This is a genomic window from Streptomyces sp. NPDC046335, assembly GCF_055587985.1.
In genome coordinates, this window is the sequence record NZ_JBVJFF010000007.1 from 385,662 (window position 1) to 409,910 (window position 24,249).

Sequence of the window (24,249 nt, forward strand, 5' to 3'; positions counted from 1 at the left end):
CGTGCTTTTCTCGGCGCTGTCAGTCCCGTCTGGTAGGAATGCTGCTGTGAGCAGGGAGAACGGGTCCGGTGCGGGCGAAGGCGGGGGTGGGATGCCGGAGCCGGAGCAGCTTGCCCTGATCCGGGAGAGCGTGCGCGAGGCCAAGGTGCCGCGGGCCAAGCCCCGGACGTGGCGGGGGGCCGCGCTGGCCAAGGAGCTGCCCGTGGCGCGGGTCCTCGTCGACAAGGGCGTGCTGCACCTCGACCGGTACTTCGACTACGCGGTGCCGGAGGAGCTGGACGAGGTGGCCCAGCCGGGGGTGCGGGTCAGGGTCCGCTTCGGGGCCGGGTCGCGGAACGTACGGGATGGGCGGCGTGAGGGCGGCGGACTGATCGACGGGTTCATCGTCGAGCGGTGCGCCGAGACCGAGTACAGAGGGCCGCTGGCCGCGCTGGCCCAGGTCGTCTCGCCGGAGCCCGTGCTCGGCCCTGAGCTGCTCGGCCTCGCACGGGCCGTCGCCGACCGGTATGCCGGGAGCCTCGCCGATGTGCTTCAGCTCGCCGTCCCGCCCCGGCATGCCCGGGCCGAGTCGCGGGCCGCCGCCGAGCCTCCCGCGCCGCCCGCCGCGCCCGACGCCGGGAGCTGGCGGCGGTATGGCCACGGGGAGGAGTTCCTCGCCGCGCTCGCCTCCGGGGCCTCGCCCCGCGCGGTGTGGACGGCCCTGCCGGGGCCCCAGTGGGCGGAGGAGATCGCCCGTGCGGTGCGGGCCACGCTGGCCTCCGGCCGGGGCGCGCTCGTCGTCGTGCCGACCGGGCGGCCCGCCGCGCGCGTGGACGCCGCGCTGACCGAGCTCCTCGGCGCCGGGCAGCACGCGCTGCTCACCGCCGACGCCGGGCAGGAGCGGCGGTACCGCGAGTGGCTCTCCGTGCGCCGCGGGGAGGTGCGGGCCGTCGTCGGGACGCGGGCCGCCATGTTCGCGCCCGTACGGGACCTGGGCCTCGTCGCCGTGTGGGACGACGGGGACTCCAACCACAGCGACGACCGCGCTCCCTTCCCGCATGTGCGGGAGGTGCTTGAGCTGCGGGCCTCGCGGGACAAGTGCGGCTTTCTGCTCGGCGGCTGGAGCTGCACGGTCGAGGCCGCCCAGCTCGTCGAGAGCGGGTGGGCCGCGCCGCTCGTCGCCGACCGTGAGCAGGTGCGGGGCTCCGCGCCGCTGGTGCGGACCGTGGGCGACGGTGACCTCGCGCGGGACGAGGCGGCGCGGGCCGCGCGGCTGCCGACGCTGGCCTGGCGGGCCGTCCGCGAGGGGCTCAAGCTCGGGCCCGTCCTGGTCCAGGTGCCGCGGCGCGGCTATGTGCCCCGCCTCGCCTGTGAGCGCTGCCGGGAGCCCGCGCGGTGCCGCCGGTGCGCGGGGCCGCTGGAGGCGCAGGACGGCGGGGCCGCGCTGCGGTGCGGCTGGTGCGGGGTTGAGGAAGCCGCCTGGCACTGCGGGGAGTGCGGCGGGTTCCGGCTGCGGGCGCAGGTCGTCGGGGCGCGGCGGACCGCGGAGGAGTTGGGGCGGGCCTTTCCCGCCGTGCCGGTGCGCACCTCGGGGCGCGAGCAGGTGCTCGACACCGTCCCCGCGGCGCCGGCCCTGGTGGTGAGCACGCCGGGGGCCGAGCCGGTCGCCGAGGGCGGCTATGCGGCGGCCCTGCTGCTCGACGGCTGGGCCATGCTGGGGCGGCCCGACCTGCGGGCCGGCGAGGACGCGCTGCGGCGCTGGATAGCGGCCGCCTCGCTCGTGCGCCCGCAGAGCGCGGGCGGCACGGTGGTCGTCGTCGCCGAGCCGACGCTGCGGCCCGTCCAGGCCCTCGTGCGGTGGGACCCCGTGGGGCACGCGGTGCGGGAGCTCGGGGAGCGGGCCGAGCTGGGGTTCCCGCCGGTCTCCCGGATGGCCGCGGTCTCCGGCACGCCGGAAGCCCTCACCGATTTCCTCTCGGCGGCCGAACTGCCGCCGGACGCGGCGGTGTTGGGGCCCGTGCCGGTGCGGGACGCCGGGCCGGGACCCTCGCGGCGGCCCGGTGCGGCGCCCGCCGGTGAGCAGTGGGAGCGCGTGCTGATCCGGGTGCCCCCGGGCAGCGGCGCGGCGCTGGCCGCCGCCCTGAAGGTGGCGCAGGCCGCGCGGATGGCCCGTGGCGCCAAGGGCTCACGCGAGGGCCAGACCGAAGCGGTGCGGATCCGGGTGGACCCGCTGGACATCGGCTGAGGGGGTTCCGCTCAGGGGCCGGTGAGCCGTGCCCGGCGCACCCCGGCCCCCAAGTCACTCCCGCCTCCGAGACACCCCGGCCTCCGAGACACCCCGGCCTCCGAGACACCCCGGCCTCCGAGACACCCCGGCCTCCGAGACACCCCGGCCTCCGAGACACCCCGGCTTCCGAGACACCCCGGCCCCCGAGACACTCCCGCCCCAAGACACCCCGGCCCCCAAGTCGCTCCCGCCCCAAGTCGCTCCCGCCCCAAGTCACTCCCGCCCCAAGTCACTCCCGCCCCAAGACACCCCCGTCCCCAAGTCACTCCCGCCCCAAGACACCCCGGCCCCCAAGACACTCCCGCCCCCAACACACCCCCGCCCCCAAGCCAAGAGGCAAGGGGGCGGGAAAGGGTGTCGCTCGGGTGGGGTCAGCCGTTGCGGGGGCCGGGGAAGGCCGGGGGCCTGGGGTCCTCGCGGAGAGTGGGGCTGCCCGCAGTCGGCTGCGTCGGCATCGTGCGCGCCGCGGGGACGGACGGCAGGGGGGCGCCGACCGGCACCGGGCGGGTGACCGTGGTCGTCGTCGCCGCCGCGGCGGCCGGAGCCGGCGCTTCCGCCGCCCGCTCCGCCTCGGCGGCGGCCTGCGTGGTGGCCCGCCGCGCGCCGTAGCGCCGGTGGACCGCCTGCTTGGTGACCCCGAGGGCGGAGCCCACCGCGTCCCACGAGAACCCGAGCGAGCGGTCGAAGTCCACCGCCGCGGTGACCAGCGTCTCGACGCTGTCCCGCAGTTCCTGGGCGAGGCGTACGGTCGGTGCGGGGGCCCGTCCGTAGACGACGAAGCCCGCGGAGGGGCTGGAGCGCCGCGGGCGGTAGACGTTTCCGAGCTGGGCGGTGAGCGTACGCAGTGCGTCCACCTGCCGGCGGACCCGCTCGATGTCCCGTACCAGAAGGTGCAGGCTGGCCCGAGCCTGGGCGTCGTGGGTTGCGTGGTCGGCCATGAACAAGCCTCTCGAACCGGCGTGGAAAAGGATCGGGCCACCTGTGCGGCCCTTTGTGGTCAACTCTTTCTTGACCAACGCGCTAGCTCCTGAGGGGTCACGGTGCAGGGGGCGTATGTGCATATGCACAGGGCGCGCGGCGCTTCGTACGCCCCCAGGAGCGTCAACGGAACTCACCCGAAAGGACGCCCCGGCCGGTGCCTCGGAGCGGCCCATAGACTGGTGCGCTGCCGTCGCCCACTCCAGAGATCCGAGGTATCCCCCAGTGAAGCTCGTCTTCGCAGGCACCCCTGAGGTCGCCGTCCCCGCGTTGGACGCCCTGATCGCCTCCGGCCGGCATGAGGTGGCCGCCGTCGTGACCCGCCCCGACGCCCCCGCGGGCCGTGGCCGCAGGCTCGTCGCGAGCCCGGTCGCGCAGCGGGCCGAGGAGGCGGGCATCGAGGTGCTGAAGCCGGCGAAGCCGCGGGACGAGGACTTCCTGGCGCGGCTGCGCGAGATCGCCCCCGACTGCTGCCCCGTCGTCGCCTACGGCGCGCTGCTGCCCCAGGTCGCCCTTGACGTGCCGGCCCACGGCTGGGTCAACCTGCACTTCTCGCTCCTGCCCGCCTGGCGCGGCGCCGCCCCGGTGCAGCACGCGGTGATGGCGGGCGACGAGATCACCGGGGCCTCCACCTTCCTGATCGAGCAGGGCCTCGACTCCGGGCCCGTCTACGGCACGGTGACCGAGGAGGTGCGCCCCACCGACACCAGCGGGGACCTGCTGACGCGGCTGGCCCTCGCGGGCTCCGGGCTGCTCGTCGCCACCATGGACGGCATCGAGGACGGCGGCCTGAAGGCGGTGCCGCAGCCCGCCGACGGCGTGACCCTCGCCCCGAAGCTCACCGTCGAGGACGCCGAGGTCGACTGGGCCGCGCCCGCCCTGCGCGTCGACCGCGTGGTGCGCGGCTGCACCCCCGCGCCCGGCGCCTGGACCGTCTTCCGGGGCGAGCGGCTGAAGATCATCCAGGCCGCGCTCGTCACGGACCGCACCGACCTCGCGCCGGGCGAGCTGTCCCCGGCCAAGAACAACGTGTACGTCGGCTCCGGATCGCACGCCGTCGAGCTCCTCTGGGTGCAGCCGCAGGGCAAGAAGCCGATGCGCGGCGCCGACTGGGCCCGCGGGGTGCGGATCGCCCCCGGTGAGCGCGTGGGCGCGGGCGACGTAGGCTAGATAAGTTCGACCCACACCAGCAGCGGAGCACCTTTGAACGACCAGCCGAACCGGCGTCCCCACAAGACGACGGGCAAGCCCGCGGGGAAGCCGGGCAAGCCCTACCGCCGTCCCCAGAAGGACCCCGTCCGTGTCCTCGCCTTCGAGGCGATGCGGGCCGTGGACGAGCGCGACGCGTACGCGAACCTCGTCCTGCCGCCGCTGCTGCGCAAGGCCAGGGAGAAGGGCGGCTTCGACGCGCGGGACGCGGCGCTCGCCACCGAGCTGGTCTACGGAACGCTGCGCCGCCAGGGGACGTACGACGCGATCGTGGCGGCCTGCATCGACCGGCCGCTGCGCGAGGTCGACCCGCCGGTCCTCGACGTGCTCAACCTCGGTGTGCACCAGCTCCTCGGCACACGCATCCCGACGCACGCGGCCGTCTCCGCCTCGGTGGAGCTGGCACGCGTGGTGCTCGGCGACGGGCGCGCCAAGTTCGTCAACGCCGTGCTGCGCAAGGTCTCCCAGGACGACCTCGACGGCTGGGTGGAGAAGGTCGCGCCGCCCTACGACGACGACCCCGAGGACCACCTCGCCATCGTGCACTCGCACCCCCGCTGGGTCGTCTCGGCCCTGTGGGACTCCCTCGGCGGCGGCCGTGCCGGCATCGAGGACCTGCTCGAAGCCGACAACGAACGCCCCGAGGTCACCCTCGTCGCCCGGCCGGGACGCTCCACCGCCGACGAGCTGCTCGACTCGGTGGGGGAGGAGTCGGCGCTGCCCGGGCGCTGGTCCCCGTACGCCGTGCGGCTCAGCGAGGGCGGTGAGCCCGGCCTCGTCGACGCGGTGCGCGAGGGGCGCGCGGGCGTGCAGGACGAGGGCAGTCAGCTCGTCGCGCTCGCCCTGGCCAACGCCCCGCTGGACGGCCCCGACACGAAGTGGCTCGACGGCTGCGCGGGCCCCGGCGGCAAGGCGGCCATGCTCGCCGGGCTCGCCGCCCAGCGCGGTGCGACCCTGCTCGCCTCCGAGAAGCAGCCGCACCGGGCGGGGCTCGTAGCCAAGGCGCTCGCGGGCAACCCCGGTCCCTACCAGGTCATCGCCGCCGACGGCACCCGGCCGCCGTGGCGGCCCGGCACCTTCGACCGGGTCCTGATGGACGTGCCCTGCACCGGACTCGGCGCGCTGCGCCGCCGCCCCGAGGCCCGCTGGCGCCGCCGCCCGCAGGACCTGGACGGCTTCGCCCCGCTGCAACGCTCCCTGCTGCGCGCGGCGTTGGAGTCCGTGCGGATCGGCGGGATCGTCGGCTACGCCACGTGCTCGCCGCACCTGGCCGAGACCCGCGCGGTCGTCGACGACGTCATCAAGCACGCGGCGGGCGCCGAACTCCTCGACGCGCGGCCGCTCATCGAAGACGTCCCCGCGCTCGGCGACGGCCCCGACGTACAGCTGTGGCCGCATCTGCACGGGACGGACGCGATGTACCTGGCACTGATCCGGCGCACGGCCTGAGGCGCACGGCCCGAGGCGCACCGCCTGAGCCGCAGCGTCTGAGCCGCGTGCGTCAAGGGTGCGATCACTCCGTCGGGGGCCGTTCCGCCTCGGAAGAACCCGCCGGTCGCCGGGCGAGGGCGTGCGGCCACCACACCTTCGGGCCCACGTCCAGGAACAGGGACGTGACCAGGACCGACCGTACGACGAAGGTGTCGATGAGCACGCCGAGGGCCACCGCGAAGCCGACCTCGGCGAACGCCACCAGCGGCAGGGTGCCGAGCGCGGCGAACGTGCCCGCGAGGACCAGACCCGCCGAGGTGATCACCGCGCCGGTCGCCGCCAGTCCCGTCAGGACGCCCCGGCGGGTGCCCTGGCGTGCGGCCTCCTCGCGGATGCGGGTCGCCAGGAAGATGTTGTAGTCGATGCCGAGCGCCACCAGGAACACGAAGACGAAGAGCGGGAAGTCCGTCGGCTCGCCCGCGTAGCCGAAGAGGTGGCGGAAGGCCAGCGCGCTCAGGCCGAGGGCCGCGGCGAAGGACAGGACCACCGTCCCGATGAGCAGCAGCGGGGCGACGACCGCCCGCAGCAGCACCGCGAGGATCAGCAGCACCACGGTCAGGACCAGCGGGATGACCAGCTTGTTGTCGTGCGCGGTCGCGTCGTCCATGTCGACCAGGGTCGCCGTGCCGCCGCCCACCCGCGCGTCCGCTTCGGGCACGGCGTGGACGGCGTCGCGCACCCGCTCCACGGTCCGCTTGGCGGCCGGGCTGTCGGACGGGTCGGTGGGCGTCGCTTCCAGCAGCACCCTGCCGTCGTGCACGGCCTTCGTCCCCGGTGGCCGGCCGACGCTGTCCGGCACCACGCCCCGCGTCTGACGGACCGCCCGGGCGACCTCGCCGCCCCGCGCCCTGTCCGCCACGATGACCAGCGGATCGCCGGAGCCCGCGGGGAAGTACTCGGCAAGCACTTCCTGGCCGGTGACCGAGTCGGGCTTGCCGGTGAACGAGTCGGCGTTGCTGAGCCCCTCGGGCCGCAACTGGAACAGGCCGAGCGACAGCAGCGCCAGGACCGCCGCCGTGGCACCCCAGATCACCCGCGGGCGCCGGGCGATGCGCCGGCCCGTGCGGGCCCACAGGCCGCGCTCGGTCGGCTCGGGAGAGCCCATGTGCGGGACCAGCGGCCAGAAGAGCCAGCGGCCGAAGATCACCAGCAGCGCGGGGAAGAGCGAGAGCATCGCGACGAGCCCCACGGCGACGCCGATGGCGGCGACAGGACCGAGGCCCCGCGTGGAGTTCATCTCGGCGGCGAGCAGGACCAGCATGCTCAGGACGACCGTCGCGCCCGAGGCGAGGACCGCGGGGCCCGCCCGGTGAGGGCGAGCGCCATGGCCTCGTGACGGTCCTCGTGGCGGCGCAGCTCTTCGCGATAGCGAGCGACCAGGAGCAGGGCGTAGTCGGTCCCCGCGCCGAAGACGAGGACGGTCAGGATGCCCGCGCTCTGGCCGTTGACCGTCAGGCCGGCGTGCTCGGCCAGCAGGTAGATGAGCGCCTGCGCGGTGAACAGCGCCGTGATCACCGCGACCAGCGGCGCGAGCAGCAGGGTGGGGCTGCGGTAGGTGAACAGCAGGATCACGACGACGATGCCGGCGGCCGAGAGCAGCAGCGTCGAGTCGATGCCCTCGAACGCCTCGGCGGAGTCGGCGGCCGTGCCGCCGGGCCCGGCCACGTGCACCTCGAGGCCGCCCTCGCCGCCGCCCACGCGCTCGCGGACGGAGTCGACGGCGGGCCCGATCCGTTCCCAGCCCTCGGCGTCCATCGTGATCGGGACGAGGATCTGGGCCGCCTCCGGGTCCCGCTTCTCGTCGTACGAAGGCCCGCGTACCTCCGCGCCGCGGACGCCGTGGGCGCGCAGTTCCCCTGCCTCGCGCACGTCCTCGCGGATCCGGGCGCGGTCGGCCGCGGTGAGGCCGCCTTCGCGGGCGTACACGACGACCGCGGGGATCACCTCGGGCCTGAAGTCGCCGGACAGCGCGAGGACTTGGGTGGACTCGGCGGAGCCGGGCAGCCAGGAGTCCGCGTCGTTCTCCTGGGCGCCGGTCAGCTTCTGGGCGAGCGGCGCCGCGACGACGACGACCAGCAGCCAGAAGAGCACCACCAGCCACTTGGCGCGCCGTCCGCACACCAGCCGGGCGACTCCACGCCGCTCGTGCCGCTCCTCTGCGTCCGCCATGGCTTTCCCCCCGCTGGGCCGTGCCGCGGTGCCGGTGGACCGCTCAGCATGGCATGGGGCGCGCCCTCGGGGGAGTTGCCGTGCCCACGGCTCGGACCGCGGTCCACGACCGGCGCCGGGCATGGCAGTCTTGGGGCATGGCCCCGCAGATCAACCCCAGCATCCTGTCCGCGGACTTCGCCCGCCTTGCCGAGGAGGCAAAGGCCGTCGAGGGCGCCGACTGGCTCCACGTCGATGTGATGGACAACCACTTTGTCCCGAACCTCACTCTCGGGGTGCCGGTCGTAGAGTCGCTCGCCCGCGCGACGGACACGCCTCTGGACTGCCACCTGATGATCGAGGACCCCGATCGCTGGGCGCCGCAGTACATCGAAGCGGGGGCCGGGTCGGTCACCTTCCACGCGGAGGCCGCCGCCGCTCCCGTGCGCCTGGCCCGCGAGATCCGCGCCAAGGGCGCCCGCGCCTCCATGGCGCTGAAGCCCGCGACGCCCATCGAGCCCTACGAGGACCTGCTCCCCGAGCTCGACATGCTGCTGATCATGACCGTCGAGCCGGGCTTCGGCGGCCAGTCCTTCCTCGACATCATGCTGCCCAAGATCCGCCGCACCCGTGAGCTGATCAGCAAGCACGGCCTCGAACTCTGGCTCCAGGTCGACGGCGGCGTCTCGGCCTCGACGATCGAGCGCTGCGCCGAGGCGGGCGCCGACGTCTTCGTCGCGGGCTCGGCGGTCTATGGCGCGGACGATCCCGCGGAGGCGGTACGTTCACTGCGTACCCAAGCGGCGGCAAAGACCGCGTCAAGCGCCTGGGCATGCGGCCACTGAGCCACGGGAACGTGAACGCAGTCCCTCAGGGCTGATCAACCGGGCCGGATCTGCAAGGATGAACGGCGTACGCATTTTGTGAACAGCAGTGAGGAGAGCGCCGTGTCGGCCATGTCGGCGGGTCGGTCAGCCATGCGGATGGGACCCGCGGAGCTGGTGCAGGCGGCGGCCATGGCCCGCCGCTTCTACCTCGAGGGCAAGTCCAAGATCCAGATCGCCGAGGAGTTCGGCGTCAGCCGCTTCAAGGTGGCCAGGGTCCTGGAGACCGCCCTTGAGCGGGATCTCGTACGCATCGAGATCCGGGTCCCCGCGGAGCTGGACGCGGAGCGCTCCGACGCGCTGCGGGCCCGCTACGGCCTGCGGCACGCGGTCGTCGTGGAGTCGCCCTCGCCCGCCGACGAGATCGACGAGTCCCCGGACCCGGAGAACCTCGGCGAGGTCGCGGCCGACCTGCTCGGCGAGCTCGTCACCGAGGGCGATGTGCTCGGCCTCGCCTGGGGACGCTCGACGATCCACATGGCGGCCGCGCTCGACCAGTTGCCGCCGTGCACGGTCGTGCAGCTCACGGGCGTCTACGACGCGGGCACCGCCGAGCGCGGCTCCGTCGAGGCGGTCCGCCGCGCGGCCCAGGTCTCCGGCGGCGAGGCGCACCCGATCTACGCGCCGATGCTGCTGCCCGACCCCGCCACCGCGGCGGCGCTGCGCAACCAGACCGGCATCGCGCGGGCCTTCGAGTACTTCGACAAGGTCACGGTCGCCGCGGTCTCCATCGGTTCCTGGGAGCCGGGGATCTCCACCGTCCACGACATGCTCAGCGACGAGGAGCGCGCGCACTACGCCTCGCTGGGCGTGGCCGCCGAGATGTCCGCGCACCTCTTCGACGCCGAGGGGCGCCGGGTCGGGCGGGACCTCGGGGAGCGGTGCATCACCGTCGAGACGGACCGGCTCCGGCGGATTCCCGAGGTCGTCGCGATCGCCGGGGGGCGGCGGAAGGCCGCCGCCATCGACGCGGTGCTCCGGTCGGGCCTCGTCACCAGCCTGGTCACGGACACCGCTGCCGCTGATCAGCTCCTCGTGGCGGGGACCGCACCACGGCCCGCACTGAACCGGGCGGACCCGGACGGTTTCTGAGGCGCCACAGCACTCCGCGGCCCTTGCGGGGTGCTGTCGCTGTGGCAGCATCTGGCCCATGGTGACCGGAAGTGATCCCGTGGAGCTCTCCCTCGTCGGGGTGAGGGACAAGGCCGCGTTCATGGAGCGGTGTGCGCGGGCGCTCGCGCTGCCCGAGTACTTCGGGCGCAACTGGGATGCCCTCGCCGACTGCCTGACCGATCCCTCCTGGGCGCCGGACGTCCTCGTCGTCTCCGGCTGGCAGGAGTACGCGAGGGCCGCGCCGGGGGAGTGGGAGATCGCGCGGGAGGTGTTCTCCGCCGCCGCCGAACACTGGCGGGGCGTGGCGGGCCCCGGCCCGGAGATCGTGCTCGTCCCCGGCGGCACCAGCCTCCACATGGACACCCGGCGTGGCGAGAGCTGAACGCACCGTTCCGCGCGGCGGGCACCCTTGGACGATCCGACCAGAGGCCCGGCCGACGGCCTGGGTGATCATCCCAGCCCGTGCGGCCCCCCTGACGTGGGACACTGAAGTACGTGCTTTTCCCTCGGGCTAACTGTCCGGGGGCCACCTCTGATCGACTGGGATGAGCAGCACGTGCGCTTCCTCAACGACATCCAGCCTGCGTACGACCTGACGTACGACGACGTCTTCATGGTCCCGAGGCGCTCCGCCGTCGGTTCCCGCCAGGGCGTGGACCTGTCATCGCCCGACGGCACCGGCACCACGATCCCGCTGGTCGTCGCCAACATGACCGCGATCGCCGGCCGCCGCATGGCCGAGACCGTCGCCCGCCGCGGCGGCCTTGTCGTCATTCCGCAGGACATCCCGATCGAGGTCGTCACCGACGTCGTCTCCTGGGTCAAGACGCGCCACCACGTCCTGGACACCCCCATCGTCCTGGCCCCCGGCCAGACCGTCGCCGACGCGCTCGCGCTGCTGCCCAAGCGCGCGCACAACGCGGGCGTCGTGGTCGACGAGGACTCCAGGCCCATCGGCGTCGTCACGGACGCCGACCTCAGCGGCGTCGACCGCTTCACCCAGCTCTCCGAGGTCATGTCCAGGGACCTGCTGCTCCTCGACGCCGACATCGACCCGCGCGCCGCGTTCAACAAGCTGGACGGCGCCAACCGCCGGTACGCGCCCGCCGTGGACAAGGACGGCCGCCTCGCGGGCATCCTCACCCGTACGGGCGCCCTGCGCGCGACCCTGTACACCCCGGCCGTGGACGCCAACGGCGGGCTGCGCATCGCCGCCGCCGTCGGCATCAACGGCGATGTGGCGGGCAAGGCCAAGCAGCTCCTCGACGCGGGCGTCGACACCCTCGTGGTGGACACCGCCCACGGCCACCAGGAGTCGATGATCTCCGCGGTCAAGGCCGTGCGCGCGCTCGACCCGCGGGTCCCGATCGTCGCGGGCAACATCGTCGCCGCCGACGGCGTACGTGACCTCATCGAGGCCGGTGCCGACATCATCAAGGTGGGTGTCGGTCCCGGCGCCATGTGCACCACGCGCATGATGACGGGCGTAGGCCGCCCGCAGTTCTCCGCGGTCCTCGAATGCGCCGCGGAGGCCAAGAAGTTCGGCAAGCACGTATGGGCCGACGGCGGCGTCCGGCACCCGCGTGACGTCGCCATGGCGCTGGCCGCTGGCGCGTCGAACGTCATGGTCGGCTCCTGGTTCGCGGGTACGTACGAGTCCCCGGGCGACCTCCAGCACGACGCCCAGGGCCGCGCGTACAAGGAGTCCTTCGGCATGGCCTCCGCCCGCGCGGTGCGCAACCGCACGTCCGAGGAGTCGGCGTACGACCGGGCCCGCAAGGCGCTCTTCGAGGAGGGCATCTCGACCTCCCGCATGTTCCTGGACCCGACCCGCCCCGGCGTCGAGGACCTGATCGACTCGATCATCGCGGGCGTCCGCTCCTCCTGCACGTACGCGGGCGCGGGCTCCCTGGCGGAGTTCGCCGAGCGGGCCACGGTCGGCGTCCAGAGCGCCGCCGGGTACGCCGAGGGCAAGCCTCTGCACGCCAGCTGGGTCCAGTAGTCACCTGCCGCTCGCGCGCGGCCGATCACGTGGAACCCCGCGCCCCTCAGGGGGCGCGGGGTTCTTTTTCGTCCACGGAGCGCAACGGACTAAACGGACTGCGCAACGAAGAGACGCATATGCCCGAAGCGCGCAATGATCGACTGGCGTTGCGCAAGGTTGCTGCATTACGGTCGGGAAGGCGCTGACCTTAGAGTCAGGCGCTGAACGTGAGTGGCGGGGACTGCCTGCTCGGCGGTTCCCCACCTCTGGTGCGGGTCCCACGGGTCCTCGCCGCCTGACCGGCAGCGATGAAGGAGCCAGCGCGTGCTCGACCAAGGCGCACCACCGCAGAACCCTCCGAGCCCCCGGGCACCCACCGGGCTCGGCGGCCGCTTGATGCGCCGCAAGCCGGTGGAGAGCCTGGTCGCGGAGGGGGGCCAGGGTGAGGGTGGCTCGCTGAGGCGTTCCCTCGGCATGTGGCAGCTGACCATGATCAGCATCGGTGCCACCCTTGGCACCGGCATCTTCGTCGTCCTCGGCGAGAGCGTCCCCAAGGCCGGGCCCGCCGTGACCCTGTCCTTCGTGATAGCCGGCCTCACCGCCCTCTTCTCGGCCCTCTCGTACGCCGAACTGGCCGGCACCATCCCGGTCGCGGGCTCCTCCTACTCGTATGCGTACGCAACGATGGGTGAACTCATCGCCTGGGTCTGCGGCTGGTGCCTGGTCCTGGAGTACGGGGTGTCCGTCGCCGCCGTGGCCGTCGGCTGGGGCGAGTACCTCAATGAACTGCTCGACGGCACCATCGGCGTCACCATCCCGGCCGTGCTCTCCGCGGCGCCCGGTGAGGTCGACGGCGCCATCATCAACCTGCCCGGCCTGCTCGTGGTGCTCCTCGCCATGGTCTTCCTGCTCGGCGGCGCCAAGGAGTCGGCGCGCGCCAACACGATCATGGTCATCGTGAAGATCGCCGCGCTCGTGCTCTTCTGCTCCATCGGCTTCATGGGCTTCAAGTCCGGCAACTACTCCGACTTCATGCCGCTCGGCATGGCCGGCGTCAGCGCCGCGGGAGCCAGCCTCTTCTTCTCCTACATCGGCTTCGACGCCGCCTCCACCGCCGGTGAGGAGGCCAAGAACCCGCAGCGCGACCTGCCGCGCGCGATCATGCTCTCGCTGATCATCGTCACCGCGCTCTACGTCCTGGTCGCCGCCGTCGCCGTCGGCGCCTGGAACTGGAAGGACTTCGAGGGCTCCGAGGCCACGCTCGCCGCGATCATGAACGACGTCAGCGGCCAGAGCTTCTTCGGCACGCTGCTCGCCGCCGGTGCCGTCATCTCCATCGCGTCCGTCGTCCTCACCGTCCTGTACGGCCAGACGCGTGTGCTCTTCGCCATGTCCCGCGACGGCCTGGTCCCCAAGGCGTTCGGCAAGGTCAGCAAGAAGACCGGCACGCCCCGCGTGAACACCGTCATCGTCTCGCTGTTCTGCGGCGCCCTCGCCTCGGTCATCCCGCTCGGCAAGCTCGTCGACGCCACCAGCATCGGCACGCTCTTCGCCTTCGGCCTGGTCAACATCGCCGTCGTCGTGCTGCGCAGGACGCGCCCCGACATGCCCCGCAGCTTCCGGGTGCCGCTCGGCTGGCTCTTCCCGGTCCTCGGCTTCGGCTTCTGCGCGTACAACATGTTCAGCCTCGACTCCGTGACCTGGGTCGTCTTCGGTGTCTGGATGGCCGTCGGCCTCGTGTTCTACTTCGGGTACGGCATGCGCCGTTCCCGATTGGCCACAGCAGAGAAGTGATCCACCCGCCGTGCGACTGAACGATCTCGACGAACGCATCGTGCACGCCCTCGCCGAGGACGCCCGCCGTTCCTACGCCGACATCGGCCAGATGGTCGGCCTCTCCGCACCCGCCGTGAAACGCCGCGTGGACCGGCTGCGGGCGACGGGCGCCATCACCGGGTTCACCGTACGGGTGGACCCGGCGGCCCTCGGCTGGGAGACCGAGGGGTTCATCGAGATCTACTGTCGCCGCAACACCTCGCCGGAGGCGATCCAGCGAGGTCTCGAGCGGTATACCGAGGTCGCGTCCGCGTCCACCGTGACCGGTGACGCGGACGCCATCGTGCAGGTCTTCGCCGCGGACATGCGGCACTTCGAAAGGGTCCTCGAACGGATCGCGGGAGAGCCGTTCGTGGAGCGGACGAAGTCCGTGCTCGTGCTCTCGCCCCTGATGCGGCGGTACTCGTCCGGATCGCCCGCCTGACGCTCCCCGTCAGTTCGTCGGGTACGGCGGCTTCCACGGCAGGACGCGGAAATCGCCGGTGCCCTTCCTGACCTTCTCGAACGGGGCGGAGCTGTTGCACTTCGACAGGTTCTTGGTGCCGTCGGGGCCACCCGTCGCGGCCCAGCTGTATCCGACGCGGTCGTGCTTGCCCTGGTCGTGGACGCTGAAGCCGACGCGGCCGCCCTTGATCGAACGCATCTGGGCGTCGGGGCTGGTCTCGGTGACGATCCCGGTAGCCGTGGCCACCTTGCCGCCCGTGACCAGGCAGTCGATGCGGCCCTTCGCCCAGCCGCCCTTGCCGCCCGGCTTCTCCAGATGCACGAACTCGAAGGTGCCTGTCGCCTTGTCGGGGCGCCCGTTGTCCGCGGCCGCCAGATGCGCGTCGAAGGTGAACGTCACGTCCTCGGTGGTCTTGCGGAACATCTTCGCCGAGCCGGTGAGCGCGGCGGCCTCGCGGGCCTGCGGGTGCGCCGTGGTCCGGCTCCGCGCGGTGTCGTCGCGCGAATCACCGTCGCCCGACGCGACGGCCGCTCCCGTGGCTCCCGCGCAGATCAGCAGGGCGGTTCCCAGGGCGATCACGCGGCCGCGGCTGCTGGTCAGGCGGCCGACGGTGATCCGGGTGCGTGCGTTGTGGCTCATGGGGAGCCTCCGTCCGATGTGCTCTTCGCCCGGTCCTTCCGGGTGGGACCACGCTCTCGTGGAAGGGGGGTCCGCCACGTCCGGCCACGGGCGGCACTTCCCTTCCGCCGCGCGGCGGGCACCGGCCCCCGCGCCGTGCGACCCGAGGCGGACGGCACCGATACCCGGGGCGCACACCCCCGCCCGGCCGCCACGCAACGAATCGCCGCCCCGGCGTCCCCACACGCAACGGATACGGCGGCTGCCCGCAACACTCGCGCCTTGTCCGGGCACGGCCGCCGACCGTACGGTCTAACGGACCCCACCAGCCCCTTCGTACGTCATGAGGATCCGCCATGCCTGCGCTCCGCACCGCCCTGCTCCAGAGCTCGGGGCAGCCCGGATCCGTCGACGCGAACCTCGCGGAACTCGACGCGGCCGCGGGGCGCGCCGCCGCCGCGGGCGCCGGGCTGCTCGTGACGTCCGAGCTGTTCCTCACCGGGTACGCGATCGGCGACGACATGGCCCGTCTCGCGGAGCCCGCCGACGGCGCCTCGGCCACGGCGATCGCCGGGATCGCGGCACGGCACGGGGTCGGCGTCGTCTACGGCTACCCCGAGCGCGAGGGCGGGACGGTCCACAACTCCGTCCAGCTCATCGGCCCCGACGGGGCGCGCCTGGCGAACTACCGCAAGACCCACCTCTTCGGCCGCTTCGAGCGCGACGCCTTCACCCCGGGCGACCTGCCGGTGGTGCAGGCCGACCTCGGCGGCGTACGCGTGGGCCTCATGATCTGCTACGACGTCGAGTTCCCGGAGAACGTCCGGGCGCACGCGCTGGCCGGCACCGACCTCCTCGTCGTCCCGACCGCGCAGATGCACCCCTTCCAGTTCGTCGCCGAGTCCGTCGTGCCGGTGCGGGCCTTCGAGAACCAGATGTACGTCGCCTACGTCAACCGGGCCGGCCAGGAGGGGGAGTACGAGTTCGTCGGACTCTCCACGCTGGCGGGACCCGACGGCGTGGCGCGCGCCCGCGCGGGCCGCGCCACCGAGCTGGTCGTCGGCGACGTCGACCCCGACTTCCTGAGCGCGTCCCGCGCGGCCAACCCGTATCTGAGCGACCGCCGCCCCGGCCTGTACGGCTCACTGGCCTGACCGCGCCCGCGCCCTTCCCCGCTCGCCTCGTCCTTCAGTCCGCGCAAGGAGTCCGTACCCCCATGACGTCCACGGTGCCCACCGCCATCCAGCACACCGACGCCCAGCCGCCGATCACCATGTTCGGACCGGACTTCCCGTACGCGTACGACGACTTCCTCGCCCACCCGGCCGGGCTCGGCCAGATACCCGCGACCGAGCACGGCACCGAGGTCGCCGTCATCGGCGGCGGGCTCTCCGGCCTCGTCGCCGCGTACGAGCTGATGAAGATGGGCCTCAAGCCCGTCGTCTACGAGGCCGACCAGATCGGCGGGCGGCTGCGCACCGTCGGCTTCGACGGCTGTGACCCTTCGCTGACCGCCGAGATGGGCGCCATGCGGTTCCCGCCGTCCTCGACCGCCCTCCAGCACTACATCGACCTGGTGGGCCTCACCACCCAGCCGTTCCCCAACCCCCTCGCCGAGTCGACGCCCTCCACGGTCGTCGACCTCAAGGGCGAGTCGCACTACGCCGAGACCGTCGCCGACCTGCCGCAGGTCTACCGCGATGTGGCCAAGGCGTGGAACGACTGCCTTGAGGAGGGCGCGGACTTCTCCGACATGAACCGCGCGCTGCGCGAGCGCGACGTACCGAAGATCCGCGAGATCTGGGCGAAGCTCGTCGAGAAGCTCGACAACCAGACCTTCTACGGCTTCCTCTGCGAGTCCGAGGCCTTCAAGTCCTTCCGGCACCGCGAGATCTTCGGCCAGGTCGGCTTCGGCACCGGCGGCTGGGACACCGACTTCCCGAACTCCATCCTGGAGATCCTCCGCGTCGTCTACACGGAGGCCGACGACCACCACCGCGGCATCGTCGGCGGCAGCCAGCAGCTCCCGCTGCGCCTGTGGGACCGCGAGCCGCAGAAGATCGTGCACTGGCCGATGGGCACCTCCCTCAGCTCGCTGCACGAGGCCGGCCGGCCGAAGCCCGCCGTGACCCGGCTGCACCGCACCGCGGGCAACCGTGTCACCGTCACGGACGCGTCGGGCGACATCCGCACCTACCGGGCGGCGATCTTCACCGCCCAGTCCTGGCTGCTGCTCTCGAAGATCGAGTGCGACGACTCGCTGTTCCCCATCGACCACTGGACGGCGATGGAGCGGACCCACTACATGGAGTCCTCCAAGCTGTTCGTCCCCGTCGACCGGCCGTTCTGGCTGGACAAGGACGAGGAGACCGGCCGTGACGTCATGTCGATGACGCTCACCGACCGCATGACGCGCGGCACGTACCTCCTTGACGACGGCCCGGACAAGCCCGCCGTCATCTGCCTCTCCTACACCTGGTGCGACGACAGCCTGAAGTGGCTGCCGCTCTCGGCGAACGAGCGCATGGAGGTCATGCTCAAGTCGCTCGGCGAGATCTATCCGAAGGTCGACATCCGCAAGCACATCATCGGCAACCCGGTGACCGTGTCCTGGGAGAACGAGCCCTACTTCATGGGCGCCTTCAAGGCGAACCTGCCGGGCCACTACCGCTACCAGCGCCGCCTGTTCACCCACTTCATGCAGGACCGGCTCCCCGAGGACAAGCGCGGCATCTTCCTCGCGGGCGACGACATCTCCTGGACGGCGGGATGGGCCGAGGGCGCCGTCCAGACCGCGCTGAACGCGGTCTGGGGCGTGATGAACCAGCTCGGCGGCGCCACCGACCCGACCAACCCGGGCCCCGGCGACGTGTACGACGAGATCGCGCCGGTGGAACTGCCGGAGGACTGACCCGCGGGGGAGCGGTTCAGTCCGGCAGCGGGGTGAGCAGGACACGGCCGACGAGTCCCACCGCCCCGTCGAGCCGCTCCCCGAACTCCGCCGCGACGCCCGGCAGATGGCGCAGCGCCCACAGGGCGCGCGCCGCCACCCACGCGCCGTCCCTGGCCCGCTCCAGGCTCCAGGACCCGGCCAGGTGGGTCAGCGGATCGCCGATCTGGAGCAGGTCGGGCCCCGGCATCAGCTCCTCGCGGATGCGCTCCTCCAGGGATACGAGGATGTCGCCCACGCTGTCGAACTCGTCCTCCAGGTCGGCCGGTTCGCAGTCGAGCGTGTGGCAGGAGTCCACCAGGGCGAGCGCAAGATCGTGGCCGATGTGCGCGTTGATGCCGGCGAGCGCGAACTGAAGCGGGTGCACGCCGGGATGGCGGCGGTACTGGAGGAGCGGGCGCCAGCAGGCGGGTGCGCGGCGCTCCTCGAAGCCGTCGCCGACGGCCGTCAGATAGCGCTCGGCGAACCGGACGTCCAGCGTGGCGGCGCTGCGCACGTCGGGGAAGGTGCCGGCGCCCAGGTGCCTCGCGACCTCTTCGGTGACCGACAGATAGAGCCGGTTGAAGACGGCCACCCCGTCCCGCGGCGGCCACCCGTCGCCCAGCGCACGCATCCGTGCCACCACGCCGTCGACCCCGTGCGCCGGGGTCCTGCTCTCCGCGAACCGCTCCAAAGGCGCCATGGCGGCAGGGTCCCAGCTACGGGCGGGCCGGGGTGCGGGCGCACCGGCCGCTTCCCCGAAACGAGGGAACGGCCGGTGCCACGGGCGGGCCCGGCGACGCCGACAACTGGTGCCTACGTGCCTACGTGCCTACGCGTCGGCGCGCTGCCGGGCCGTGGCCGGCGCAGGGGCCCGTCGCCGCAGGGCGAGTGCCGTGCCCCCGGTGACCAGGGCGAGGGCGACCAGGAGCGCGCTGACCCAGAGCGGTGAGCGGTGACCGAGCCCCGCGGAGAGGGCGATGCCGCCGCACCACGGGCCGAGCGCGGCGCCCACGTTGAACGCGGCGGTGGCGAAACCGCCCGCGAGCGTGGGGGCTTCGGCCGCCGCGTAGAGGGCCTGCGAGATCAGCGTGGCGCCGACGCCGAACGACAGGGCGCCGAGCACGGGGACGAGCACCGCCACGGCCACCGGGTGCGCGGCCGTCACCGCGAACAGCGCCCAGCCGCCGAGCAGCGCGCACGAGCCGCCCACCAGAAGCGGCAGCGGCCGTACGTCGGCGACGCGCCCCGCCACGCTCACCCCGGCGAACGAGCCGACGCCGAAGAGCGCGAGGACCACCGGGACCCAGCCGGAGCCGAGCCCGGTGACCTCGGTGACCAGCGGTGCCAGGTAGGTGAACGTACAGAAGGTCGCGCCGTTCACCAGCGCGCCGAGCAGCAGCGTCAGCCGGAGCCGAGGCGAGCGCAGCGCGCGCAGCTCACCGAGGGCGCTCGGCCCCGCGGTGTCCGGCCCCGCGGTGTCCGGCCCCGCGGTGTCCGGCCTGCCCGCGGGCACCGCCCTGGCGATGGCGATCAGCGCGGGCAGGGAGAGCAGGGCCACGGCCCAGAACGCCGACCGCCAGCCCCACACCTCGCCGAGCAGCGCACCGGCGGGCACGCCCGCGACGCAGGCCACGGTCACCCCGCCGAGCAGCGCGGAGGTCGCGCGCCCCTTGGCGTTCGGCCCGGCCAGGTCCGCGGCGGTGATGAGGGCGACCGCGAGGAACCCGGCGTTGGCGAGCGCGCCGACGACGCGGGTCACCAGCAGCACGGTGAAGCTCGTGGTGAGGGCGCCGGCCACATGGACGGCGAGGAAGGTGACGAGGAAGGCGAGCAGGGCGCGCCGGCGTGAGAAACGCCGGCTCAGGACGGCCATCAGCGGCGCGCCGACGATCATTCCCACGGCGAACGCCGAGGTCAGATGGCCGGCGGTCGGGATGGAGACGCCCAGGTCCCGGGCGATGCCGGAGACCAGTCCTGACAGCATGAATTCGGAGGTGCCTTGCGCGAAGACGGCAAGGCCGAGCAGATGGATGGCAAAGGGCACAGCGGGACTCCGCAACCACGAGGTGCAGCAAAGGGATCAGGGCACGGGGGCCGGTGATCCGGTGGTGGCTGTGCCTGGGGTCGCGGACGGCCGCCCGAAGGGCGGCGGGAGTGTCAGCGCGACAGCACGGGAAGCCACCGGACGACCGGTGGCCTGAGTCTTGATGCCTCGGGGCTGGACATGGTGCGCAACCCTAGCCAGGGCCGCGCACCACGTCCAGCGAGTAAGCGCCGTCCAGCGAGTGAGCGCCGTTCAGCGCTTGGCGCCCGCGTCGCTCGCGTCGCCCGCGTCGCCCTCTTCGTCGTACGTCGAGGTGCCCGAATCGAGCAGCGGCTCCTGCGTCTTGAGGTGCGGCGGGGCGAACGCCCGCAGGACGTGGTAACCGGTGATGACCACGATCGTGCCGAGGGCGATGCCGCTCAGCTCGAAGTTGTCGGTGAACTTCAGGGAGACACCGCCGACACCGATGATGATGCCCGCGGCGGCGGGGACGAGGTTCAGCGGATTGCGCAGATCGACCCCGGCGTTGATCCAGATCTGCGCGCCGAGCAGGCCGATCATGCCGTACAGGATGACGGTGATGCCGCCGAGCACTCCGCCCGGGATCGCGGCGACGACGGCGCCGAACTTGGGGCAGAGGCCGAAGAGCAGCGCGAAGCAGGCCGCAGCCCAGTACGCGGCCGTGGAGTAGACGCGGGTCGCGGCCATCACGCCGATGTTCTCGGAGTACGTCGTGTTGGGCGGGCCGCCGACCGCGGTGGAGAGCACGGAGGCGGCGCCGTCGGCGGAGATCGCGGTGCCCAGCTTGTCGTCGAGGTTGTCGCCGGTCATCTCGCCGACGGCCTTGACGTGCCCCGCGTTCTCCGCGATCAGGGCGATGACGACGGGCAGCGCCACGAGGATCGCCGACCACTCGAAGCTCGGCCCGTGGAAGGAGGGCAGGCCGATCCAGTCGGCGTTGCCTACGGCGGACAGGTCCAGGCGCCAGTGGTCGACGACCTTGCCGGAGCCGTCCGCCGAGTGGATCTTGCCGAAGACCTGGTCGAGTACCCAGGAGATGCCGTAGCCGAAGATCAGGCCGAGGAAGATCGCGATGCGCGACCAGAAACCGCGCAGGCACACCACGGCCAATCCGGTGAAGAGCATCACCAGGAGCGCCGTCCACTGGTCCTGCGGCCAGTAGGTCGAGGCGGTGACCGGCGCCAGGTTGAAGCCGATCAGCATGACCACCGCGCCGGTCACGATCGGCGGCATCGCCGCGTGGATGATCCGCGCGCCGAACTTCTGCACGGCGAGGCCCACCAGGAACAGTGCGGCGCCGACCACGAGGACGGCGCCGGTCACGGTCGCGCTGGAGCCGCCCTGGGCCCGGATCACGGCGGCGACGCCGACGAAGGAGAGCGAGCAGCCCAGGTAGCTGGGGACCCGGCCGCCGGTGGCGAGCAGGAAGATGGCGGTCGCGACACCGGACATCATGATGGCCAGATTCGGGTCGAGGCCCATCAGGACGGGTGCCACGAACGAGGCGCCGAACATGGCCACGACGTGCTGCGCGCCGAGCCCGAAGGTCCGTGGCCACGAGAGGCGCTCATCGGGCCGTACGACCGCGCCGGGGGCGGGGGTACGGCCGTCGCCGTGGAGTTTCCAGCGCACGCCGAGATCCATGGTGAGTGTCGCTTTCTGTGCGCTGAGCCGGGCCGTGTCGCGTGGCCCGAAATGATCGACGCCATGTTAATGCGACGCAAGTGCGACTTCTCCCCGGTCCGGTCCCGAGGAGCGGGGATCAGGGCCGGCGGTCGGGCGCCGCGGCCTCCGCCGTCGAGCTCTGCGCGGCCTTGCGGCCGTCCGTGCGCAGCACGTTCGCGAAGAGGACGAGGCCGAAGGCGAGCAGCGTCACCAGGCCGAAGGAGGTCACGAGGCTCGTCGCGTCCGCCAGCGTCCCGATCGCCGAGGGCGCGATCAGACCCGAGGTGTACGTGATGGTGGCGACGCCCGCGATGGCCTGGCTGGGGTTCGGTCCGCTGCGGCCCGCCGCGGCGAAGGCCAGCGGGACCACGACCGCGATGCCGAGGCCGAGCAGGGCGAAACCGGCCATGGCCATGAGGGGGTGCGACGAGAGGACCACGAGCAGCCCGCCGAGCACCGCGAGGACGCCGCCCGCCCGCACCGTCCGCACCGCGCCGAACCGGTCGACCACGGCGTCGCCCGCGAGCCGCGCGATCGCCATGGTGAGCGTGAAGCCGGTGGTCGACGCGGCGGCGACACCGGCCGACGTGTCGAGGACGTCCCGCAGATAGACCGCCGACCAGTCCAGGCTCGCGCCCTCGGCGAAGACCGCGCAGAAGCCGACCGCGCCGATGAGCAGCGCCGACTTCGGCGGCAGCGAGAACCGCGGCGGCGCCTCCTCCTCGGGTTCCGCCTGTACGTCGAGCACGCCCTGGCAGGCCACCAGGCCGAGCGCGGTGAGCGCGGCGGCGGCGAGCGCGTGGTGCAGACGGGCGTCGGAGCCCAGGTGGGCGGCGACCGTGCCGGCCGCCGAGCCGATCAGGGCGCCGACGCTCCACATGCCGTGCAGGCCCGACATGATCGACTTGCCGATGCGGGTCTCGGTCTCGACGCCGAGGGCGTTCATCACCACGTCCGACATGCCCGAGGAGGCGCCGTACACGAAGAGCGCCAGGCAGAGCGTGAGCAGGTTCGGCGCGAGCGCGGGCAGGATCAGGGACAGCGTCCACATGGCGAGCAGTCCGCGCAGCGCGGGGCGGGCGCCGAAGCGGTGGCTGATGCGGCTCGCGAGCGGCATCGCCACGGAGGCGCCGATCGCCGGGAAGGCGAGGGCCAGGCCGAGCATGCCCGCGCTGACCGACGCGTGCTCCTGGATCCAGGGCACCCGGGTCGCGAAGGAACCGGTGACGGCGCCGTGCACGCAGAACACGGCCGCCACGGCGATCCGCGCACGCCGCAACCGCGCCTTGTCGTAGACCACTTCACTCATCCCGTTCCGCCCCTCCCGAGGACTGCCCCGATACGGCGACGTAAACTATCAGGAACCCTGCCTGATAAATAGAAGCGCCGTGTGGAAGGATCCCGGCATGCCTGCCTCACCGAGTACCGCTCGGGCCATCAACGACCGGCTCGCGCTGGGCCTCCTGCAGAGCGAAGGGCCCCTGACGGCCAACCAGTTGAAGCAGCTCACCGGTCTCTCCAGGCCCTCCGTGGCCGACCTCGTCGAGCGGCTCCAGGGCTCCGGGCTCGTCACCGTCGTGGGCGAGGCGGGTGCCCAGCGGCGCGGGCCCAACGCACGGCTGTACGGAATCGTCGCGGACCGGGCCCACCTCGCCGCGCTCGACGTACGTACGGAGAGCGTCTCCGTCGTCGTCACCGATCTGCTCGGCGCGGTCCTCGCCGAGGCCTCCGCGCCCGTCGGCGGCGACCCGGACGCCGCCCTGGAGTGCGCCCTCGGCCTCGTCGTCAGCACGGCGGGCGCGGGCGGCGTCCAGCGGCTGCACACGGTCGGCGTCGGCGCCCCCGGCCTCATCGACCCCGCAACGGGCGATCTGCACGACACCACCTCCCTGCCCGTCTGGCACCGCAGGATCGCGGGCGCCCTCCAGGAGCGGCTCGGCGCGCGCGTCCTGGTGGAGAACGAGACGAACCTCGCGGCCCGCGCCGAACAGCGGGACGGCGCCGCGCACGGCACGGACACCTTCGTGCTGCTCTGGCTCGGGGACGGCGTGGGGGCCGCCGTCGTGCTCGACGGGACGCTGCGCAGGGGCGCCTCGGGCGGCACCGGGGAGATCGGCTTCCTGCCGGTGCCTGGCACGGGCGGCCTGCCGTCGGCCACCGGCTGCGAGGGCGGCTTCCACTCGCTGGCCTGCGCCGCGGCGCTCCTCGAACTCGGCGCGCAGCACGGGTTGCGGTCCCCGGAGATGTCCGCGTCCGACCTCGTGCGGCACGCGGTGGAGACCGCCGACGGCGCCTTCCTGGACGCCGTCGCGGACCGCGTCGCCGTGGGCGCCGCGGCCATGGCGGCGATCCTCGACCCCGGGTGCGTCGTCCTCGGCGGCGAGGTGGGCCGCGCGGGCGGTGCCGCGCTCGCCGCCCGGGTCGAGGACCGCGTCACGGCCATGTCCCCCCTGCGCACGGAGGTACGCGCCAGCGCGCTCGGCGGCTCCGCGGTGCTGCGCGGCGCGCTGCTCGCCGCGAGGGACGCGGCCCAGGAGGAGCTGTTCGGGCCGGGGGGCTGAGCGGGCGGCACGGAGCCGCTCACTCCCGCTGGGGTGGGCCAGGGGGAGTGAGCG

General features: G+C 73.0%; 18 protein-coding genes and 1 pseudogene. 12 read left to right on the forward strand and 7 right to left on the reverse strand.

Annotated elements, in window-relative coordinates:
* Nucleotides 1-46 precede the first annotated feature (46 nt).
* Entirely contained in the window at nt 47-2,224 is a 2,178-nt protein-coding gene (locus tag ACZ6JY_RS19760) for a primosomal protein N' (protein ID WP_469197261.1), read from the forward strand.
* A gap of 413 nt (nt 2,225-2,637) precedes the next feature.
* Here the strand turns inward: ACZ6JY_RS19760 and ACZ6JY_RS19765 are convergent, their stop codons facing one another.
* A complete protein-coding gene (locus ACZ6JY_RS19765) occupies nt 2,638-3,204 on the reverse strand; it encodes a hypothetical protein (protein ID WP_469197262.1) in 567 nt (188 codons plus the stop codon).
* 265 nt (nt 3,205-3,469) lie between these two features.
* Here ACZ6JY_RS19765 and fmt point away from each other — a divergent pair, with 265 nt between their 5' ends.
* Nucleotides 3,470-4,414, forward strand: coding sequence for a methionyl-tRNA formyltransferase (gene fmt / locus ACZ6JY_RS19770; RefSeq protein ID WP_469197263.1), 945 nt, complete (start codon nt 3,470-3,472; stop codon nt 4,412-4,414).
* Between the two features lie 33 nt (nt 4,415-4,447).
* Nucleotides 4,448-5,902, forward strand: a complete 1,455-nt coding sequence (locus ACZ6JY_RS19775) for an RsmB/NOP family class I SAM-dependent RNA methyltransferase (RefSeq protein WP_469197264.1) — start codon at nt 4,448-4,450, stop codon at nt 5,900-5,902.
* Nucleotides 5,903-5,966: 64 nt separating this feature from the next.
* Here ACZ6JY_RS19775 and ACZ6JY_RS19780 read toward each other — a convergent pair.
* A pseudogene (locus tag ACZ6JY_RS19780) lies at nt 5,967-8,113 on the reverse strand (MMPL family transporter).
* Nucleotides 8,114-8,250: 137 nt separating this feature from the next.
* Between ACZ6JY_RS19780 and rpe the strand changes: the two are divergent.
* The 6 genes from rpe to ACZ6JY_RS19810 all read left to right on the forward strand — a co-directional run bounded on the left by rpe (nt 8,251) and on the right by ACZ6JY_RS19810 (nt 14,333).
* Complete coding sequence (gene rpe / locus ACZ6JY_RS19785; RefSeq protein WP_469197265.1) at nt 8,251-8,937, forward strand: ribulose-phosphate 3-epimerase; 687 nt, start codon at nt 8,251-8,253, stop codon at nt 8,935-8,937.
* 78 nt (nt 8,938-9,015) lie between these two features.
* Nucleotides 9,016-10,068: a sugar-binding transcriptional regulator gene (locus tag ACZ6JY_RS19790; protein ID WP_447036246.1), complete on the forward strand. Its 1,053-nt coding sequence runs from the start codon at nt 9,016-9,018 to the stop codon at nt 10,066-10,068.
* 58 nt (nt 10,069-10,126) lie between these two features.
* Entirely contained in the window at nt 10,127-10,471 is a 345-nt protein-coding gene (locus ACZ6JY_RS19795; RefSeq protein ID WP_469197266.1) for a barstar family protein, read from the forward strand.
* Between the two features lie 174 nt (nt 10,472-10,645).
* Complete coding sequence (locus ACZ6JY_RS19800) at nt 10,646-12,091, forward strand: GuaB1 family IMP dehydrogenase-related protein (RefSeq protein WP_469197267.1); 1,446 nt, start codon at nt 10,646-10,648, stop codon at nt 12,089-12,091.
* A 306-nt stretch (nt 12,092-12,397) separates the two neighbouring features.
* Nucleotides 12,398-13,867, forward strand: a complete 1,470-nt coding sequence (locus ACZ6JY_RS19805; RefSeq protein WP_469197268.1) for an amino acid permease — start codon at nt 12,398-12,400, stop codon at nt 13,865-13,867.
* Nucleotides 13,868-13,877: 10 nt separating this feature from the next.
* Entirely contained in the window at nt 13,878-14,333 is a 456-nt protein-coding gene (locus ACZ6JY_RS19810) for an Lrp/AsnC family transcriptional regulator (protein WP_469197269.1), read from the forward strand.
* 9 nt (nt 14,334-14,342) lie between these two features.
* Here ACZ6JY_RS19810 and ACZ6JY_RS19815 read toward each other — a convergent pair whose 3' ends face one another.
* Nucleotides 14,343-14,993, reverse strand: coding sequence for a Repetin (locus tag ACZ6JY_RS19815; protein WP_469197270.1), 651 nt, complete (start codon nt 14,991-14,993; stop codon nt 14,343-14,345).
* A 335-nt stretch (nt 14,994-15,328) separates the two neighbouring features.
* Between ACZ6JY_RS19815 and ACZ6JY_RS19820 the strand changes: the two genes are divergently transcribed.
* On the forward strand, nt 15,329-16,126 hold the full coding sequence (locus ACZ6JY_RS19820; RefSeq protein ID WP_469197271.1) for a carbon-nitrogen hydrolase family protein: 798 nt from the start codon (nt 15,329-15,331) through the stop codon (nt 16,124-16,126).
* Between the two features lie 62 nt (nt 16,127-16,188).
* Nucleotides 16,189-17,883, forward strand: coding sequence for a flavin monoamine oxidase family protein (locus ACZ6JY_RS19825; protein ID WP_469197272.1), 1,695 nt, complete (start codon nt 16,189-16,191; stop codon nt 17,881-17,883).
* 16 nt (nt 17,884-17,899) lie between these two features.
* Here ACZ6JY_RS19825 and ACZ6JY_RS19830 read toward each other — a convergent pair whose 3' ends face one another.
* The 4 genes from ACZ6JY_RS19830 to ACZ6JY_RS19845 all read right to left on the reverse strand — a co-directional run bounded on the left by ACZ6JY_RS19830 (nt 17,900) and on the right by ACZ6JY_RS19845 (nt 22,943).
* Nucleotides 17,900-18,604 (reverse strand): DUF5995 family protein, encoded by a 705-nt coding sequence (locus ACZ6JY_RS19830; RefSeq protein ID WP_469197273.1) that lies wholly within the window; start codon nt 18,602-18,604, stop codon nt 17,900-17,902.
* Nucleotides 18,605-18,733: 129 nt separating this feature from the next.
* Nucleotides 18,734-19,948, reverse strand: a complete 1,215-nt coding sequence (locus ACZ6JY_RS19835; RefSeq protein ID WP_469197274.1) for a Cmx/CmrA family chloramphenicol efflux MFS transporter — start codon at nt 19,946-19,948, stop codon at nt 18,734-18,736.
* A 252-nt stretch (nt 19,949-20,200) separates the two neighbouring features.
* Nucleotides 20,201-21,613, reverse strand: coding sequence for a uracil-xanthine permease family protein (locus tag ACZ6JY_RS19840; RefSeq protein WP_469197275.1), 1,413 nt, complete (start codon nt 21,611-21,613; stop codon nt 20,201-20,203).
* 118 nt (nt 21,614-21,731) lie between these two features.
* A complete protein-coding gene (locus ACZ6JY_RS19845; protein ID WP_469197276.1) occupies nt 21,732-22,943 on the reverse strand; it encodes an MFS transporter in 1,212 nt (403 codons plus the stop codon).
* 97 nt (nt 22,944-23,040) lie between these two features.
* Between ACZ6JY_RS19845 and ACZ6JY_RS19850 the strand changes: the two genes are divergently transcribed.
* Nucleotides 23,041-24,195, forward strand: coding sequence for an ROK family transcriptional regulator (locus ACZ6JY_RS19850; protein ID WP_469197277.1), 1,155 nt, complete (start codon nt 23,041-23,043; stop codon nt 24,193-24,195).
* Nucleotides 24,196-24,249: the final 54 nt, after the last annotated feature.

Excerpts from the sequence above, each read along its gene's own strand:
- ACZ6JY_RS19820 (WP_469197271.1), top strand. The coding sequence starts at position 15,329 with ATGCCTGCGCTCCGCACCGCCCTGCTCCAGAGCTCGGGGCAGCCCGGA.
- ACZ6JY_RS19850 (WP_469197277.1), top strand. The coding sequence starts at position 23,041 with ATGCCTGCCTCACCGAGTACCGCTCGGGCCATCAACGACCGGCTCGCG.
- ACZ6JY_RS19830 (WP_469197273.1), bottom strand. The coding sequence starts at position 18,604 with ATGGCGCCTTTGGAGCGGTTCGCGGAGAGCAGGACCCCGGCGCACGGG.
- rpe (WP_469197265.1), top strand. The coding sequence starts at position 8,251 with ATGGCCCCGCAGATCAACCCCAGCATCCTGTCCGCGGACTTCGCCCGC.
- ACZ6JY_RS19815 (WP_469197270.1), bottom strand. The coding sequence starts at position 14,993 with ATGAGCCACAACGCACGCACCCGGATCACCGTCGGCCGCCTGACCAGC.
- ACZ6JY_RS19795 (WP_469197266.1), top strand. The coding sequence starts at position 10,127 with ATGGTGACCGGAAGTGATCCCGTGGAGCTCTCCCTCGTCGGGGTGAGG.
- ACZ6JY_RS19840 (WP_469197275.1), bottom strand. The coding sequence starts at position 21,613 with ATGGATCTCGGCGTGCGCTGGAAACTCCACGGCGACGGCCGTACCCCC.
- ACZ6JY_RS19845 (WP_469197276.1), bottom strand. The coding sequence starts at position 22,943 with ATGAGTGAAGTGGTCTACGACAAGGCGCGGTTGCGGCGTGCGCGGATC.
- ACZ6JY_RS19825 (WP_469197272.1), top strand. The coding sequence starts at position 16,189 with ATGACGTCCACGGTGCCCACCGCCATCCAGCACACCGACGCCCAGCCG.
- ACZ6JY_RS19765 (WP_469197262.1), bottom strand. The coding sequence starts at position 3,204 with ATGGCCGACCACGCAACCCACGACGCCCAGGCTCGGGCCAGCCTGCAC.